Origin of the sequence: Rhodohalobacter mucosus, from assembly GCF_003150675.1 — a bacterium.
GTDB classification, from domain to species: Bacteria; Bacteroidota; Rhodothermia; order Balneolales; family Balneolaceae; genus Rhodohalobacter; species Rhodohalobacter mucosus.
The window spans coordinates 160,751-178,396 of sequence record NZ_QGGB01000009.1 but is presented as its reverse complement, the minus strand read 5'-3'; the positions used below and the strand labels follow the sequence as shown (position 1 = coordinate 178,396).

Below are 17,646 nucleotides of genomic sequence, written 5' to 3'. Positions count from 1 at the left end.
AAACACTATTAATTTTATTTTTCCCCGACGTTATGGCAGGACATTCGAAATGGGCCAATATCAAGCATAAAAAAGCCCGTGAGGACGCAAAGCGAGCCAAAGCTTTCACCAAGCATATCCGGGAAATTACAGTGGCAGCCCGGGAGGGCGGAGGAGATCCAGACTCAAATCCCAGGTTGTCTCTCGCCATCGAAAACGCCAAATCGGTTAATTTACCCAAGGATAATATTGAGCGCGCCATCAAAAAGGGTACCGGAGAGCTCGATGACGGATCCGGAAATTATGAAGAGGTAACCTACGAAGGATACGGGCCGGGCGGCATTGCCTATTTCATTGAGGCAACCAGCAATAATCTGAACCGCACTGTGGGAGAAATACGACATATTTTTACAAAGCACGGCGGAAACCTGGGTACCGACGGGTCTGTTGGCTACCTCTTTGAGCAAAAAGGCTCTATCAAAGTCAAATCAGACGGACTGGATGATGAGGAATTTATGCTCGCTGCGATTGATGCAGGTGCCGAGGATGTGGTGAATGAAGAGGATTTTTTAGAGGTTATTACGACACGCGAAAATCTTATTTCCGTCAGAAAGAATCTTGAGTCGGCCGGTTTTGATATTGAAAGTGCCGAACTGGTCAGAATCCCCTCGACTGAAATTGCCGCTGACCCGGGTACCGCGCGTACAAATCTTAAAATGATGGATAAATTTGACGAGAATGATGATGTATCCAATATTTTCACCAATATGAAACTTGATGATGAGACACTCGCATTGCTGAATGACAATGACTGAGTTCTGTACATAATAACACCACAAACATACGCTCTGCGGGTTCCGTCCGTTACTCATCCTGTTCATCTCAAACAAATTCATACTTAGCCTGACATGAGAATTCCGGTCCTTATCTTTCTTTCTTTTTGGCTTATAGGTTTTGCGCCCAATGACGCCCGCAAGGCCAATGAGGCATATGAGAGGGGAGACTATGCAGAAGCCGCTGAACTCTACAGAAGCGCGATTGAACAGGATCCCGACAATCCACGCCTTTATTACAATCTGGGTAATGCGCTGGCACAGTCGGGAGATGTTGATGAGGCTGCCCGTGCATATGATCAGTACCGCAGCATGACCGAGGATGCAGCACAGGAGTCGCTTGCCGACTACAATCAGGGACGAATGCTTACCGATACCGAAAATTTCGATGAGGCACTGAACTATTTCAGGGAAGCCCTTAAAAAGAATCCCGATGACGAGGACGCCCGCTATAACTACGAGCTGGCCAGAAAGAAAATGGAACAGCAGCAGCAAGAGCAGCAGAATCAGGAGCAGAATCAGCAAAATGACGATCAGCAGCAGGATCAGCAGCAACAGCAAAACAATCAGGAACAGCAACAGGATCAGCAGCAAAACGAGCAACAGCAGAACAATCCAAACCAGGATCAGGAACAGCAACGGGATCAGCAGCAACAACAGCGACCCGAAGAACTAACCCGCGAGGAGGCTGAAAACCTGCTCGATGCCCTTGAAGAGCTCGAACGCGATCTGCTTGAGAATCAGAAAAAGGAATCAAGTCAAAGCAATACCCGAAATGAGAAAGACTGGTAGATCCATTTCATCCTTCGGTTATCGCCAAATACCCCTGCTGATACTCGCCCTTTTTTACGCGGCCGGAACGTTATTTGCGCAGGATAATGATTTTACCCTGGAAGCCACCATATCTGAGAACAAGATCTTTATCGGAGAGCAGTTCACGGTAAGCGTACAAATAGGCGGCTCATCCATGCGCGGAGTATCCCTTCCCCGGATACCGGAAATGGATGGCGTGGGCCTTTTATCTGCCACACCTTCCAGGAGCACCAGCGTGACGATTGTAAACGGGCGCACCACAACAAGCACCACGTATACGTTTTCGTTTGTGGCACGCAGCGAGGGCAGTTACACGGTACCGCCCATTTCAATTGATATTGACGGTGAAACCTACCAAACCGATCCGATTCCGTTCGATATACTGGAACGGGGCGATTTAACAGAAGAGGGTGGCCGACAATTGCCTGATATCTTCCTGGAGGTGGAACCCGATGTAACAAACCCCGTTCCCGGCCAGCAGATGGTTGCCAGCCTGGTACTCTATTTTAAGCAGGGTGTGGAGATCACATCTTTTCAGCCCTCATCCGGCTGGCGAACGGATGGTTTCTGGAAAGAAGAGCTTGAAAACATACGTCAGCCGCAGGCAGAATCCGTGATCCTGAACGGTGTGCGCTACAGAAAGGCAACCCTGCTGCGATACGCGCTCTTCCCCAGCCGCAGCGGTGAGCTGACGCTCTCAGCATTCCCGCTGAATGTGGGAATCCGCACACAGCCTTCACGTAACGATCCTTTTGGCAGCTTTTTCGGTTCCGGTGGGAATCAGCGCAGAATATCCATTGAATCCGAACCGGTAACCATAACCGTAGATCCTCTGGCATCACCGGCTTCCGGGCTGTCAATAAATGCAGTGGGTGATCTTACTGTTGAGCGGCGCATCAACAGATCAACTGTTGAAACGGGTGAAACCCTGGAGCTGATTACAACGATTGAAGGCACAGGGAATATCCCGCTGATCAGGCGGCCTGAATACAGCTTGCCCGACGGGTTCGACCTTTATACACCGCAGGAAACCACCGACATTCAGAGACGCGGGCTCAGCATCAGGGGAACCAAAACCTACACCGAACTGCTGGTTCCGCGTGCTCCAGGCCGTTTTGAACTTCCAGAAGAACGGATCGCTGTGTACGACCCCAACAGGGATCTTTATCGCTATACAACGCTTCCCTCCCTCTCTTTTGAAGTGCAGCCGGCTTCCGGTTCACCTATAGCGTCGAGCGGGCAGCGCATGCCGGATCTTCGTCCGGTACAGGGGCTCGCCGTATGGCAGAGGCAATCTTCCGGGGTATTTTACCTCACGCCGGTTTTCTGGATTCTCCTTCTTATACCGGCAGCAGCTATTCTGATTGGCCTCAGGCAAAAAAAATACTATCACCGTCTACAGTCCGACCGCTCATTCGCACGGTCGCAGAGCGCATATGATACTGCGCTTGACCGAATTGATTCAGCTAAAAATGCAGTTCAAAAGAATGAAGTAAAAGAGTGCTACAACCTGCAGCGCCATGCACTCGCCGGTTTCATCTCCGACAAGCTTGCCCTCCCCGAAGCAGGACTCTCAGATAAAGAGCTTATAGAGAACGTAAGGGAAACAACCGATGACCGCCAGCTGGCCAGATCGCTGCATACCATGCTTGAAAAGTGCGCTACCATCAGTTATGCGCCTATTTCTGACAGCGATGATCAGCTCGCTGATATTGAAAAAACAGAGCAGCTGCTGCTGGAACTGAAAAAAAAGCTTTAGGAAATGAAACACTTCTTCAAACTTGCTCTGCTCCTCTGGCTCGTTCCTGCCGCACTCTATTCACAACAAGCGCGATTTGATGAAGCAACTTTTCTGCTTGAGCAAAATGAATACCGCAAAGCGCTGGATATCTACAAAACGATTGCAGATGACGGATTTCAGTCGGGGAGTCTTTGGCTCAATATGGGAATTGCCTATACCGCACTCGACTCCCTTGGCATGGCAAAATACTACTTCCTGCAGGCCGAAAACCTGGATGAAACAGAATCTGCAGCGTCTGAAGCTCTTGCCTATGTCAATGAGCGGTTTGAGCGTCGTTCTGCTGTGCTTCCGCAACTGCCCTGGGACCGTTTTTTCAATTTTCTTGCAAACCGCCTTGGAACCGGACTTCTTTTCACCTTTGCATTTATACTGCTGTATGGCGGCACCGCAGGAATCATAGCCGGCTGGTTCTATCCTGTCAGGAGTACCCTTTTGAAATATCTATGGACGGGAATGCTGATTTCTTCCGGACTCGTTTTTGCCGCAGCTTTCTACACGGATTATCTTGAGACCCGTTATGGAACCGGTGTGATTATTGAAAGGGAACAGCCCGTATATCAGGCACCAAACACGGATACCGCAACAGTAAGCACCGCCTATGAGGGCTACGTAATGAGAGTGGACCTGGCCGAAAGTGAAAGCACGGAAGGGTGGAGCTATGTACGGCTTGAAAACGGAATGTATGGCTGGCTACAAACCGAGTCCATGAAGGTATTTTGATAGCCCGGACCTGCAGTCAATTATGATTCCGCGACCAGGAATGATATTGAACCCTTAATATTCTATCTTTGGAGGATATTAAAATATCACAAGGGGTACGTGCCAACTGAACATTTTACGGGGGCATGACCAAAAAACAAACCTACAGTCTGCATGAGCGCACCACAGAGCTATATCGACCAGCATATAAACACATTTCAGGATCAGCTTTTTGAATTTTTGCGAATTCCAAGTGTAAGCACCGATTCACGGCATAAGGGATATGTGATGAATGCCGCCAAATTTCTGATTCACCAGCTCGAAAACGCAGGGCTTGAAAAAGTGACCCTTCATGAAACAGGCGGCCACCCGATTGTCACTGCCGAAAAATGTCCCTACGAAGATCGGCCAACCGTTTTGGTTTACGGCCACTACGATGTACAGCCGTCCGATCCGGATGATCTGTGGAACACACCTCCATTCGAGCCTACAGTAAAAGACGGACGGGTCTATGCAAGGGGGGCAAGCGATGATAAAGGCCAGTCCTTCACACATATCAAAGCGGTGGAGTCGTATTTGAAAACCGACACCGAGCTGCCTGTCAACGTCAAGTTCATACTGGAAGGTGAAGAGGAGATCGGTTCGCCGCATCTGATCCCGTTTATCAAAAAACACAAGGATCTTTTAGCCTGCGACATGGTTCTCATTTCGGATACCGCGATGTTCGGTGAAGATCAGCCTTCCATAACCTATGGCCTGCGCGGGCTTGCCTACATGGAAATCAACATCGTGGGACCCAACCGTGATTTGCATAGCGGGGTCTACGGTGGAACGGTTGAGAATCCTGCCAATGTGCTTTGTGAGATCATAGCTAAATTGAAGGATTCCAACGGTGTGATTCAAATTCCGGGCTTTTATGACGCCGTTCAGCCGCTTACAGCAGAGATGCGCGATGCCTATAAAGAGCTTCCATTTAATGAGGAAGAGTACAAAAGCGGCCTGGACCTGAAGGAGCTGGACGGTGAGAAAGGATACACGACACTTGAAAGATCATCAGCCCGCCCCACACTTGATGTAAACGGACTCTGGAGCGGATACCAGGGAGAGGGTGCCAAAACCGTGCTTCCCGCAGCAGCAGGAGCAAAAGTTAGCATGCGCCTCGTTCCGGACCAGGAACCCGACAAAATTGCTGAACTTTTCACTGATTACGTCCAGTCACTTGCACCTGATACGGTAACAGTGGAAGTGAAAGCGCACCACGGTGGGTACCCGATAGTTATTGATCTTGATTTTTACGGGCTGAAAGCAGCGGCACAGGCATTCAGGGACGTGTACGAAAAAGATGTGCTTTTTTCCCGCGAAGGCGGATCCATCCCGATTGTTGCTGATTTCAAGAAGGTGCTAGGAGTAAATTCTATCCTGATGGGCTTCGGGCTTACACGCGACGCACTGCACTCCCCAAATGAAAGCTTCTCACTGAAGGATTTTCACCGGGGCATCAAGACGTCCGCACGGTTTATGGAACTGCTGCCGGATTTTGTAGAGTAGCGGGCAGTTGGCGTTGCTCTGCGGCCGGGAGGAGTGATTGATTGGCAGGGAGATGTACATTAAGCGCCGGAGGGTGAGACTAAACTGTATCAAGTAACCCGGCACTGCCTTCTGTAATTTTTTTCCCGGATCCGGAATTACGATCCTGCCAACTGCCCGGCCGGGTCTGAGCAACCCTGACCCTATCTCTTTCGATTAATCGGGGTTCTCGATCAATCCGTTCTCCAGTCCGTATTTTTTTCCGTGGGTTACCTCATCCAGAATATCCTTGGGCTCATTATTCTCATCCACGATAACTACGGTGGGCTTGTAATTTCGGGCTTCTTCAGCATCCATGTGCGCATAAGCCATCACAATAACGCGGTCGTCGACTTGTGTAAGGCGCGCAGCGGCACCGTTCAGGCAACATACACGGCTGCCCCTCTCTCCCGGAATGGTATAGGTTTCGAGCCGTGAACCGTTTGTGATATTCACAACCTGCACCTTTTCGTAGGGCAGAATATTGGCCATGTCAAGCAGATCCTCATCAATGGTAATGCTTCCCTCATACATCAGGTTTGCTTCCGTAACCCGCATCTGATGAAGTTTGGATTTAAACATCTCGAGTTTCATATCAATTCAATCAAAAATCTTAGTAGTCAATCAAAATATTATCAATCAGCCGGGTTTTGCCCAGCCAGGCAGCACCAGCAAGAATATATTGCCCGCTATTGGATAACGTTTCTACGGGTGCCAGCGTTTTTCGCGAAAACACATTAAGATAATCAATTTTCAACCCTTTTGCCTCAAGCTCACTTTTCTGATGTTCAATCAGCAGACCGGGGGTATCAACTCCTTCACGAATCTGCCTTTCGATATACTGCAGGCTTCTGTACAGTGACGGAGCGGCTTCACGTTCCTCTGGGCTCAGGTAGGCATTCCGGGAACTGAGTGCCAGACCATCATTGGCTCTTGAGATGGGCACCATTACCATCTTTATATCATGGTTGAACTCTTTTACCATCCGGCTTAAAATCAGAAACTGCTGTATGTCTTTCTGTCCAAAAAGGGCTGCATCCGGTTCCACGATATTGAACAGTTTGTTTACCACAAGCAGTATACCCTCAAAAAATCCCGGACGGCTTGCACCGCACATATGCCTGTTCAGGTCGTCAATTTCAATTCTGAGAAACTTCTCTTCGGGGTACAGCTCCCTGCGATCGGGCAGAAAAACGATGGAAACACCCTCTTCCCTGCATTTTTGAAGATCGGATTCCGTTTCGCGGGGATAGGTATCAAAATCCTCGTTCGGGCCAAACTGCTCGGGGTTCACAAAAATCGAGACAACCACCAGGTCGGCGTGCTTTTTTGCCTCGCGTATCAGGGAGAGGTGACCTTCGTGGAGTGCACCCATGGTGGGTACAAAAGAGATGGTTTTTCCCTCCTGTTTTTGCTTCCCCGTTTCTTTTCGGATTTCCTGAATCGTTCTGCAGACGATCATGACAGCCCCTTATTTATCTGTCCCCTTATGAGAGAAGCGGCAAAAGGTTGTAGTGCCGCTAATGGTGATTGAATGAATGCTCCCGGTTGCGATCCTTGCTGATTCAGAATGCCCGTTTCGGATCAAAATTTTCGAGAAGTTCCTTCACGCGGCTGGTAAATGCACCGCCGTGCGCTCCATCGATAATCCTGTGGTCATAACTCATGGTGAGATACATGATATGACGGATTGCAATCACATCGCCCTGTTCGGTCTCCATCACAACGGGGCGTTTCTCTATCACACCGGTTCCCAGGATGGCTACCTGCGGCTGGTTGATGATCGGAGTGCCCATCAGGTTGCCCACACTACCGTAATTTGTAAGGGTTATGGTTCCGCCTACCAGGTCATCGGGGCTCAGCTCCTTATTGCGTGCTTTATGAGCCAGCTCAGCAACCGATTTGGCCAGTCCTATCAGGTTCTTGTCCTGTGCCTGCTTAATAACGGGCACAATGAGACCGCCCTTGCCGCCCTCGCCGAGCGCCACGGCCAGGCCGAAGTTGATATCTTTTTTCAGAATAATCTCATCGCCGTCAACGGAACTGTTGATGAGCGGAAATTCTCCAATCGCTTTGATGAATGCTTCAATAAAGATTGGCGTAAAGGTGAGACGAATACCGGTTTGTTCCTCGAACTTTTTCTTATTGGCATTTCGCCAGTTCACGATATTGGTTACATCTACCTCGCTGAAGGTGCTTACGTGCGCGGATGTCTGCTTTGAACGCACCATATGCTCGGCGATCATCTTGCGCATGCGGTCCATTTTGATGATTTCCACATTCTCGTGCGGACGCTTCACATTCAGCTCGCCTGCAGAGATTTTGCCCTGCTCGCCGCCTTTTTGCTTCGGCTCGGAGGTAGGCTTGGTTAGCCCACTGCCTTCTGATCTGGCCGCCGGCTTACTAACTTTCCCTGACTTGCGATCCTCAACATACTGGAGTATGTCGCTTTTTGATACGCGGCCCTCTTTGCCGCTGCCTTCAATTGTTTCAAGCTCTTCCTGGCTGATTCCTTCTTCTTTGGCGATTGAACGCACAAGCGGTGAATAAAATCTGCCGTCACTGCCCATTCGCTGCGGTTCACTTCCTGAAGAAGCTGCTTCAGCGGGTTCTTTCGTTTTCTCTTCTTTTCCGTTACCGGATGTGTCCTTGGCAGATTTCCCGGTTTTCTCTTCAGATGCTTCTTTGGTTTTTTTGCCGGCTGACTCGCCTGACGCTGCCTTGCCTGTAGCAATCACCGCAATCGGCTGGCCCACCTCAACTGTTTCGCCGGCTTCAACCAAAATTTCAATGAGCGTTCCGCCTTCCGGGGACGGCACCTCCGTATCTACCTTATCGGTGGCAATTTCGAGCAGGGGCTCGTCCACTTCAACCGTGTCGCCAACGCTCTTCAGCCACTCCAGAACTTCGCCTTCCATCACCGATTCACCCATCTGAGGCATTACAACCTCAATCTTTTCACCGTCGGCGTCATCGCCGCCCTGGTCTGACGATTGGGATTCGGTCGTTTCCTCAGCTTGTTTTTCTTCAGATTCGGACCCGCCCTGCTCTTCCTCTTCACCATTTTCTTTATCACCGTCACTTTCGCTCTCGCTCTCCGACCCGGATGAATCATCTGAAGGAGCAGAAGCCTCTCCATCGGTATCAATGATGGCAATGGGCTGCCCCACCTCTACGGTTTCATCGGCTTCTACAAGTATTTCCACAAGAACGCCGGCTTCGGGGGAGGGTACTTCGGTATCGACCTTATCCGTGGCAATTTCAAGAAGGGTTTCGTCTACTTCCACTTTATCGCCAACACTTTTGGCCCACTCAATAACGGTACCTTCCATCACGGATTCGCCCATTTGGGGCATCACTACTTCAACCTTTGCCATGCTGATATACGCTGATCTTTCTGGTTTTGAATATGGTTTTACACGGTATTTTGCCGGACTCCAAAGATCAGAATAATCGGTATCAGATCAAAATGCACCCTGCAACTTCAACGCATCCAAAGTGGCGGCATTCCAATCGAAAACCGCTTCCAGTTATTCTGTGCCCTGGACCTGCTGCATTGCTGACTCCCTCATAAATCATTCACTTTTTGCAGAGGTGCAGATGTACTCAATTTGTGCTATTTCGGTTTTTCCGTCAAAACACTATACTCACTACCATTCAATATTCATGATTCACACGATCGGTATATCTGATGAGACCCTTTTCAGTCATTCTTATCCTGACCTGGTTTCTGAACCTTTTTATGCCCTGGTGGTCGGCCCTTCTGCCTGCCCTTGCTGTTGGAATGTGGATGCTCAATAGTGCATCCAAAGCCTTTTTCACAGGGCTTGCAGCGGGAGGCGCCGCCTGGCTGATTCAGGCATTGTATGTACATATAGCAAACGACGGTATTTTGACAAGCCGCATCGCAGACGTCATGCAGATCGGTTCTCCGATACTCGTTCTGCTTCTCACATTTGTTATCGGCGGGCTTGTCAGCGGTACCGGAACTTTGGTCGGATACCAGTTTCGCACCATTTTTCGGTCCGCATCGCCGGGATCCAAATCCTGATAAAAACAGACAACATTAAGCCAGCAGTACCTATCACAACCTGATCTATGAGCGAATATCCAAAAACCGACGATCCCAAGGTGCCCGGGCAAACGGGCAAAAAGAAGAGCCTCTTTACGCGATTTCTTGACTTCGTAGAGTGGCTGGGCAACCTTCTCCCCCACCCGGTAACCCTTTTCGCCCTGTTTGCCTTTGGCGTGGTTCTGCTAAGCGGTTTGGCTGAGTGGCTTGACTGGAGCGCTCCCGATCCGCGTCCGGAGGGGTCGCGCGGACGTGCACCGGACGGTATCATCCGCCCGATAAGCCTTCTTAATGCGGAGGGCCTGCGCATGATCGTTCAGAATATGGTTAGCAATTTTACAAGCTTTGCACCACTGGGAGTGGTTCTTGTTGCACTCCTTGGCGTGGGAGTTGCGGAACACTCGGGACTTATAAGCGCCGTAATACGCGGTATAGTTTTAAAAGCCGCTTCCTTCCAGCCAAAAGAGAGCTCGGCTTCCGGCCTGGCTGCTATTCCGCGCCGAATGATCAACTTCATTCTGACTCCAAAAAACCTGGTCACCATTGCCATCTGTTTTTCCGCTGTGATATCCAATACTGCTTCCGAAATGGGATATGTGGTGTTGGTGCCCCTGGCTGCCGTTATCTTTCATTCCATGGGGCGGCACCCGCTGGCAGGCCTGGCTTGTGCTTTTGCCTGTGTTTCAGGAGGGTACAGTGCCAATCTGCTGCTCGGAACCATCGATCCGCTTCTTGCAGGGCTCACTCAGGAAGCCGCACAGCTGATCGATCCCAATTACGAGGTGGTGGCAACGGCAAATTACTACTTCATGTTTGCCAGCACATTTCTCATCACGGCAATGGGCGCATTTGTTACGTTACGGATTGTGGAACCCAAACTTGGCGCATACGATGAAAACATGGCAATGGAAGACTTGTCCGATGAAACGTCCATGGAGCCGCTTACGGATAAGGAGAAGAGAGCACTCAAGATCACCGGGGTTTCCATACTCATCATGTTCGGTATACTGGCGTTAACAATCGTGCCTGAAAATGGGATTCTTCGAAATCCCGAAACAGGCGACTGGAAAGATTCCCCATTCCTAAGGGGAATTGTGACGTTCATTTTTATCTGTTTTCTGATACCCGGCTTTGTATATGGGCGTGTCGTCGGAACCATGAAAGACGACCGGGATGTCATCAAAGGCATGTCACAGGCCATGTCAACGCTTGGCCTCTACATAGTCATCGTTTTCTTTGCGGCACAGTTTGTGGCCTATTTCGGTTGGAGTAACCTGGGGCAGATTTTTGCCGTTAAAGGAGCTCAGTTTTTGCAGGACATGGGCGCTACGGGGCCGATTATCTTTATAGGTTTCATTATCGTATCCGGATCGGTTAACCTGATGCTTGGATCGGCTTCCGCACAGTGGGCGGTAACCGCACCTATTTTTGTTCCGATGCTGATGCTGATCGGTTACACGCCCGAGGTCATTCAGGCGGCCTACCGAATCGGTGACTCCGTTACCAACATTATCACACCCATGATGAGCTATTTCGGACTCATCCTGGCGTTTGCCAACAAATATGATAAAGATCTGGGCATTGGAACCATTATCGCAATGATGCTGCCCTACAGTATCTTTTTTCTTATCGGGTGGATAATTCTTTTTTACCTGATGGTATTCGGCCTCGGCATCCCGGTAGGTCCCGGTGAAGAGATCTATTATATGATGGGGAATTGACAGGTGCTGGGTGCCCCGAAGGGTCGGGACTGCGAAAAGCACACTGCAGGGTGGTTAATTCTACTGAGATTGCCAATCTCAAATCACTCATCGCCAGTCGACGATCGCTTGTTTGACGTCTGACGTCGTCCCTCCCAAGACTCAAGCCCTCCTTTTCGCTTCGCGGTTCTACGCTTCGCTTCGAATCACTTTTCACTTCTGCCTTTTTACTTCTGCCCTTTGCCTTTTCATCACGGGGTCCTTAACTTATCGAAACTTTAAACCAAGCTGATGAAGTCGTTCTACCCGAACTGCTGCAACTACGAAATTTCACTTCATGCATCCGACACGGATTCCGTAGTCGGATTTTTTTTGGGCTTTTTTCAGCACTTTCCCGCCTCTGTTCACCATATAACTGCAGACCATGGGGAAAGTATGTTTTCGCTAATTCAAGACTCACAATTACATGAATCCCACCACACCTGACCATAAGCCAGCCATACTTGCTCTCTCAGATGGAACCGTGGTTCGAGGCCGCGCAATAGGCATAACCGGTACAACCGGCGGCGAACTCTGTTTCAACACCAGCATGACAGGCTACCAGGAAATTTTTACCGATCCGAGTTATTACGGTCAGCTCATGATGATGACCTATCCTCATATCGGCAATTACGGAACCATGAGCCGCGATGATGAAGCCAGAAGGGTGATGATTGCCGGATTAATCGTACGATCATTTTCTGATGACTACAGCAATCCCATCGCTGATGGCTCCCTGCAGGAATACCTGGAACGCAACAACGTTGTCGGTATTTCGGGTGTGGATACACGCATGCTGGTTCGACACATCCGCACAAAAGGTGTCATGAATGCTGTAATCAGCTCTGAAACCACTGATGGAAATGAATTGGTTGAAAAAGCGAAAAACTGGGACAATATGGTTGGCCTGGAACTTGCCACAAAAGTGACTCGATCTGAGGCGCAAACAATTCCGTCCGACGGCCCCTATCGCATCGCCATGATGGACTACGGAGTCAAGCAGAATATCATCAATAATTTTGTTCAGCGCGGGTGCACCCTTCGGGTATTTCCGGCTGAAACACCCGCAGAAGAGGTTATGGCATGGGAAGCTGACGGATACTTTTTCAGCAATGGGCCCGGTGACCCGAACGCATCATCACGGTACGGCCTGCCTGTAGTGGAAGCTGCAAAAAAATCAGGTAAACCTCTGTTTGGCATCTGCCTTGGCCATCAGCTGATGGCGCTTTCGGAAGATATTCCCGTAAAAAAAATGTTTGTGGGTCACCGGGGGGCCAACCAGCCAGTTATGAATCTGAATACAGGCCTGGTTGAGATCTCTACTCAGAACCACGGCTTTGCCGTTGATGAAGATAAAATTGACGATACCAAAGTGGATGTAACCCACATCAACCTGAATGACCGGACTATTGAAGGACTTCGGTTCAAAAATTTTCCGGGTATGTCGGTTCAATATCACCCTGAAGCTTCCCCCGGCCCTCATGATTCTTCCTATTTGTTCGATAGTTTCATGGAGATGGTTGAACAAAGTGCAGGCAGCAAGGAAAAAAGTCCCTCTATGAAGGGGTAATCCCGACAATTAGCAATCAATAATCACAAATCTTAAATCCATAGAATGCCCCGTCGCGACGATATTCATAAAATTCTGATCATTGGCTCCGGTCCCATTGTAATTGGCCAGGCCTGCGAATTTGACTACTCAGGAACCCAGGCATGCCGCTCTCTGAAAGAGGAGGGATATGAAGTGGTTCTGATCAATTCCAATCCTGCAACCATCATGACTGATCCTATGATGGCCGACGCAATCTACCTGAAGCCCCTCACCACAGATTCCATCAAAGAGATCGTGGAAAAAGAGAAGCCAGACGCTGTGCTTCCCACAATGGGAGGACAAACAGCGCTGAATCTAGCACGCGATCTTCAGCATGAAGGGTACTGGCGCGATAACGATATGCAGATCATCGGAGTTAATATGGACGCCGTCGATATAACTGAAGACCGGCAGCTCTTCCGAGACCTGATGGAAAAAATTGGTATTGAGCAATGCCGGAGCCGAACCGCAAACTCCCTGCTCGACGCTAAAGAGATTGTGGAAGAGCTGGGTGGCTTGCCGATTGTGATACGCCCGTCATTTACGCTTGGGGGTACAGGCGGGGGAATTGTCTGGAATGAGGATGAGTTTGAACGCAAGGTTCTGCGCGGTCTCGAAATGAGCCCCGTCCACCAGGTGCTTATCGAAGAGAGCATTTTTGGCTGGAAAGAGTTTGAGCTGGAACTGCTCCGCGACAAGAATGACAATGTGGTCATTGTCTGCCCGATCGAAAATCTTGATCCGATGGGCGTACACACGGGCGACTCGGTTACCGTTGCTCCCACACAGACGCTTACCGATAAACAGTATCAGCACCTGAGGGATGCAGCCATTAAAATGATGCGCTCGATCGGTGATTTTGCAGGCGGATGCAATGTGCAGTTCGCCGTTGAGCCGGGCAGCGACAGGCTGGTTGCCATTGAGATTAATCCCAGGGTGAGCCGCTCATCCGCCCTTGCCTCCAAAGCTACCGGGTACCCGATTGCAAAGATCGCCACCAAACTGGCTGTGGGTTATACACTCGATGAACTTCCAAACCCGATTACACAGGTCTCCTCAGCATGTTTTGAGCCATCCATTGACTATGTGGTTGTTAAGATTCCGAGATTTAATTTTGACAAATTTTCAGGAGTGGACGAAGAGCTCACCACTCAGATGAAAGCGGTCGGGGAAGTAATGTCAATAGGACGCAACTTTCCAGAGGCGATGAACAAGGCATGGCAGTCGCTCGAGATCGGCCGGTCGGGCCTGGGGGCAGACGGCTACGACGACCCCGACCGCAAAACCATTCGGGAGAGACTGGTTCGTCCATACTGGGATCGCACGCTTCAGATACGCAATGCATTCAAAATGGGTGCCTCCGTCGAGGAAATTGCGGACATTACCAAAGTAGATCCATGGTTTCTGCAGCAGATACGCTACATGGTAAGCCTGGAAAATCGCACGGAGGGTCAGGAGCTTGATACGATTCCGGAAGAAGATCTTTATGAGTTAAAGCAGGCCGGATTTTCGGACGTGCAGATTGCATGGCTCCTGAGCAGAAGCGGGCCCGAGGTAAACGAGGAGGATGTGCGAAAGAAACGGCTCGACTGGAACATGAAGCCAAGCTTCAAACTTGTTGACACCTGCGCGGCCGAATTCCCAGCTGAAACGCCGTATTACTACTCCTCATACGAAACCGAAAATGAGAGTGAAGTTACCGACCGCAAAAAAGTGATGATTCTGGGCAGCGGGCCAAACCGGATCGGCCAGGGTATCGAATTTGACTACTCCTGCGTTCATGCGGTGATTGCGGCACAGGAGATGGGATACGAAGCCATTATGGTTAACTGTAATCCCGAAACCGTCTCCACAGATTTCGACATTGCCGATAAACTCTACTTTGAGCCGGTATTCTGGGAAAGGGTGATTGATATTTTTGAGCATGAAAAGCCTGAAGGAGTGATTCTGCAGGTCGGCGGCCAGACCGCCCTGAAACTGGGCAAGCGTTTCGTGGAAGCCGGCATCAAAATATTCGGCACTGAATTTGAAAAAATCGACTTCGCTGAAGACAGGGGAGAATTTTCCCGCTTTCTGAAACGCCTCCATATTCCCTTTCCTGATTATGGGGCAGCCAGGGATGCAGAAGGCGCGGTTGAGATCGCAAAGCGGGTGGGATATCCTGTTCTAATCAGGCCCAGTTATGTTCTGGGTGGACAAGGCATGCGCATTGCAGTGAAAGAGGAGGAACTCCGTGTCTATGTGGAGCGAATTCTTCAAACGCATCCGGAAAACGACTTCCTGATTGATAAATATCTCGACAAAGCCATTGAAGTGGACGTAGACTCAGTATATGACGGTGAACAGCTTCATATTGCGGGAATCATGCAGCATATTGAGCCGGCCGGTGTTCACTCAGGTGATTCAACAGCCGTACTCCCACCCTATTCACTCAGCAAAGTAGTTATCGAAACCATTGAAAATTATCAGTATAAAATTGCAAAGGAGATGGGAATCGTCGGGTTCCTCAACGTACAGTACGCGGTAAAAGGTGAAGATGTGTTTGTATTGGAAGCCAATCCGCGCTCAACCCGCACCATTCCTTTCCTGGCAAAAGCGACACAGCGTCCGGAGGCTAAAATAGGGGTTAAAGTTATGCTTGGAGCCAAACTGAGCGAGTTTGACCTCACTTCCAAACTGAAACACTGGGCGATTAAAGAGCCCGTATTTCCATTCGACAAATTCCCTGAAGTGAAGAAAGAACTTGGCCCGGAGATGAAGTCAACCGGCGAAAGTATCTACTTCATGGAGAATTTCAATGATGAACGCTTCAGAAAACCATACGAGTTTAAGAATCTGTACCTATCTAAATAGGGACGCGGGTTTAGCAGGTTTCACTGATTACGCAGATTTCACTGATAGGTGGCGGGAAAGTGGAATGAATAGAATGATTATTACCGTAGCGGGATGGATTTCAATTTTCTGGATGGCTATGATGTAATCTTGATCCCATGTTCTCGCTTGCGTATAAGTAAGAACATCAAAAACGCATCCCCTTACAGAAAATCTTTGAACAATCGTTCGAATCTCATATCTGCGTCTACCCAAAGAACAACCACCAGCGAAATCTGCACCATCTGCTAAATCCGCGGCTCAATCCGCATCTAAAAGGCCCCGGTTCTGGTCATCTCTCCCCATGATTTATTGCCGCGGAAAAAATCGATGAGGCCCCGCAGGCGCCACCAGGCGTGTATCTGGCGAAAACCCAGGTTTTCAACAAAGGCGTACACAATCAGGATGATCACATCCCTGATTCCTGAATATCTTCTGAACGTCAGCTCCTCCATCAGGATGGATAGAACAGAAAGGATCATTCCAAGCAAAACAGCAGCCGTTAAAAAGAGAAGTGCAAACCCGATATTGATCACACCAAGCCAAAGTGATATCCCAAAGAGCAGGTACCCTCCAATTTCTATGACGGGCGATAGAAGCTCAACAAAAAGGAAGAACGGCATTGCGGTAAATCCAAGCCTCCCATACTTCGGATTGAACAGCATGCTGCGGTGTCTCCAGAGTGTATCGGCCAAACCCCTGTGCCACCTGTTTCGCTGGCGCCCCAGGATTTTCCACGATTCAGGCACTTCCGTCCAGCAGACAGGTTCGGGCAGAAAACGGATTCTGTACCGCTGCTTTCGTTCACGATAATGTCGGTGAAGCCGCACCACAAGCTCCATATCCTCTCCAACCGTATCATGAAGATAGCCTCCAACCCTGATCACGGATTCGCGATCGAAAACACCAAATGCCCCGGATATAATGAGCAGGCTGTCAAGAAAGTCCCAGCCTGTGCGCCCAAACAGAAATGCCCTGAGATATTCTACGGCCTGAATACGCCCGATGGTGGTCCGGGGAACATGCACATCCTTCACCTCTCCCAGTTTAAATGTGCATCCGTTGGCTACACGCACAACGCCACCCACGGCTATTGTATCCGGATCTGCAACAAAGGCCATCAGCATTTGCTGGAGCACTACCGGCTCAAGCAGCGTATCCGAATCCACCGCGCAGATAAGATCCTTGCGCGACACATTGATCCCCGCATTCAGTGCATCTGCTTTCCGGCCATTCTCTTTGTCGATCACAAAAAGATTGGGAAAGCGGCTGGTTCCGTAAACAGCACGAATCTCCTCGGTTTTCAGACTCTTCGGCACATACCGGTCTATTTTTTTAAGGCCGAAGTTTTCTTTCAGAGCTTTCAGGGTGTCATCCTTGCTACCGTCATTGATAACGATCACTTCATAATCCGCAAACTTAAGGTTCAGTAGCGCCCTGGTCGATTCAACTATGGTTTTCTCCTCGTTATAAGCGGGTGCGAGAATGCTGATGGATTTGTAAAGCCTTGTATCAAACAGTCCGCTCAGCTGAAATATCTCAGATTCTTTCCTTGAGCGCTGTGTCTGAATGTAGGAAAGCACTATCAGCGAGATATACGAAAGGTTAACAACAACAAAATAGATGAAGATGAACACATTCACCCCTACCAGTACGGTAATTATCCAGTCTGTTTGTTCCAT

Annotated in this window: 13 protein-coding genes; 9 read left to right on the top strand and 4 right to left on the bottom strand. The window is 49.5% G+C overall.

Annotated elements, in window-relative coordinates; translation table 11 throughout:
* The first annotated feature begins 32 nt into the window (after positions 1-32).
* The 5 genes from DDZ15_RS13580 (at position 33) to DDZ15_RS13560 (ending at position 5,673) form a co-directional block, all read left to right on the top strand.
* On the top strand, positions 33-794 hold the full coding sequence (locus DDZ15_RS13580) for a YebC/PmpR family DNA-binding transcriptional regulator (protein ID WP_109647651.1): 762 nt from the start codon (positions 33-35) through the stop codon (positions 792-794).
* Positions 795-887: 93 nt separating this feature from the next.
* The gene (locus DDZ15_RS13575; RefSeq protein WP_109647650.1) at positions 888-1,604 is read left to right on the top strand and encodes a tetratricopeptide repeat protein; all 717 of its coding nucleotides are present in this window, start codon (positions 888-890) and stop codon (positions 1,602-1,604) included.
* Positions 1,588-3,384, top strand: a complete 1,797-nt coding sequence (locus DDZ15_RS13570) for a BatD family protein (protein ID WP_158278720.1) — start codon at positions 1,588-1,590, stop codon at positions 3,382-3,384. The genes DDZ15_RS13575 and DDZ15_RS13570 overlap by 17 nt, the downstream gene beginning before the upstream one ends.
* Positions 3,385-3,387: 3 nt before the next feature.
* On the top strand, positions 3,388-4,146 hold the full coding sequence (locus DDZ15_RS13565) for a hypothetical protein (protein WP_109647648.1): 759 nt from the start codon (positions 3,388-3,390) through the stop codon (positions 4,144-4,146).
* 153 nt (positions 4,147-4,299) lie between these two features.
* A complete protein-coding gene (locus tag DDZ15_RS13560) occupies positions 4,300-5,673 on the top strand; it encodes a dipeptidase (protein ID WP_109647647.1) in 1,374 nt (457 codons plus the stop codon).
* A gap of 195 nt (positions 5,674-5,868) precedes the next feature.
* Here DDZ15_RS13560 and panD read toward each other — a convergent pair whose 3' ends face one another.
* From panD to sucB, 3 genes are all read right to left on the bottom strand, one after another.
* Positions 5,869-6,285, bottom strand: coding sequence for an aspartate 1-decarboxylase (gene panD / locus DDZ15_RS13555; protein WP_109647646.1), 417 nt, complete (start codon positions 6,283-6,285; stop codon positions 5,869-5,871).
* A 19-nt stretch (positions 6,286-6,304) separates the two neighbouring features.
* Entirely contained in the window at positions 6,305-7,153 is an 849-nt protein-coding gene (panC, locus tag DDZ15_RS13550; protein WP_109647645.1) for a pantoate--beta-alanine ligase, read from the bottom strand.
* Positions 7,154-7,256: 103 nt separating this feature from the next.
* Positions 7,257-9,068 (bottom strand): 2-oxoglutarate dehydrogenase, E2 component, dihydrolipoamide succinyltransferase, encoded by a 1,812-nt coding sequence (gene sucB, locus DDZ15_RS13545; RefSeq protein ID WP_109647644.1) that lies wholly within the window; start codon positions 9,066-9,068, stop codon positions 7,257-7,259.
* Between the two features lie 314 nt (positions 9,069-9,382).
* Between sucB and DDZ15_RS13540 the strand changes: the two genes are divergently transcribed.
* From DDZ15_RS13540 to carB, 4 genes are all read left to right on the top strand, one after another.
* Positions 9,383-9,742: a hypothetical protein gene (locus DDZ15_RS13540; RefSeq protein WP_109647643.1), complete on the top strand. Its 360-nt coding sequence runs from the start codon at positions 9,383-9,385 to the stop codon at positions 9,740-9,742.
* A gap of 47 nt (positions 9,743-9,789) precedes the next feature.
* A complete protein-coding gene (locus DDZ15_RS13535; protein ID WP_109647642.1) occupies positions 9,790-11,484 on the top strand; it encodes an AbgT family transporter in 1,695 nt (564 codons plus the stop codon).
* A gap of 445 nt (positions 11,485-11,929) precedes the next feature.
* Entirely contained in the window at positions 11,930-13,072 is a 1,143-nt protein-coding gene (carA, locus tag DDZ15_RS13530; RefSeq protein ID WP_109647641.1) for a glutamine-hydrolyzing carbamoyl-phosphate synthase small subunit, read from the top strand.
* A gap of 45 nt (positions 13,073-13,117) precedes the next feature.
* Entirely contained in the window at positions 13,118-15,946 is a 2,829-nt protein-coding gene (gene carB / locus DDZ15_RS13525; protein ID WP_109647640.1) for a carbamoyl-phosphate synthase large subunit, read from the top strand.
* 290 nt (positions 15,947-16,236) lie between these two features.
* On the opposite strand, the gene DDZ15_RS13520 is transcribed toward carB, so the two are convergent.
* A complete protein-coding gene (locus DDZ15_RS13520) occupies positions 16,237-17,646 on the bottom strand; it encodes a glycosyltransferase family 2 protein (RefSeq protein WP_109647639.1) in 1,410 nt (469 codons plus the stop codon).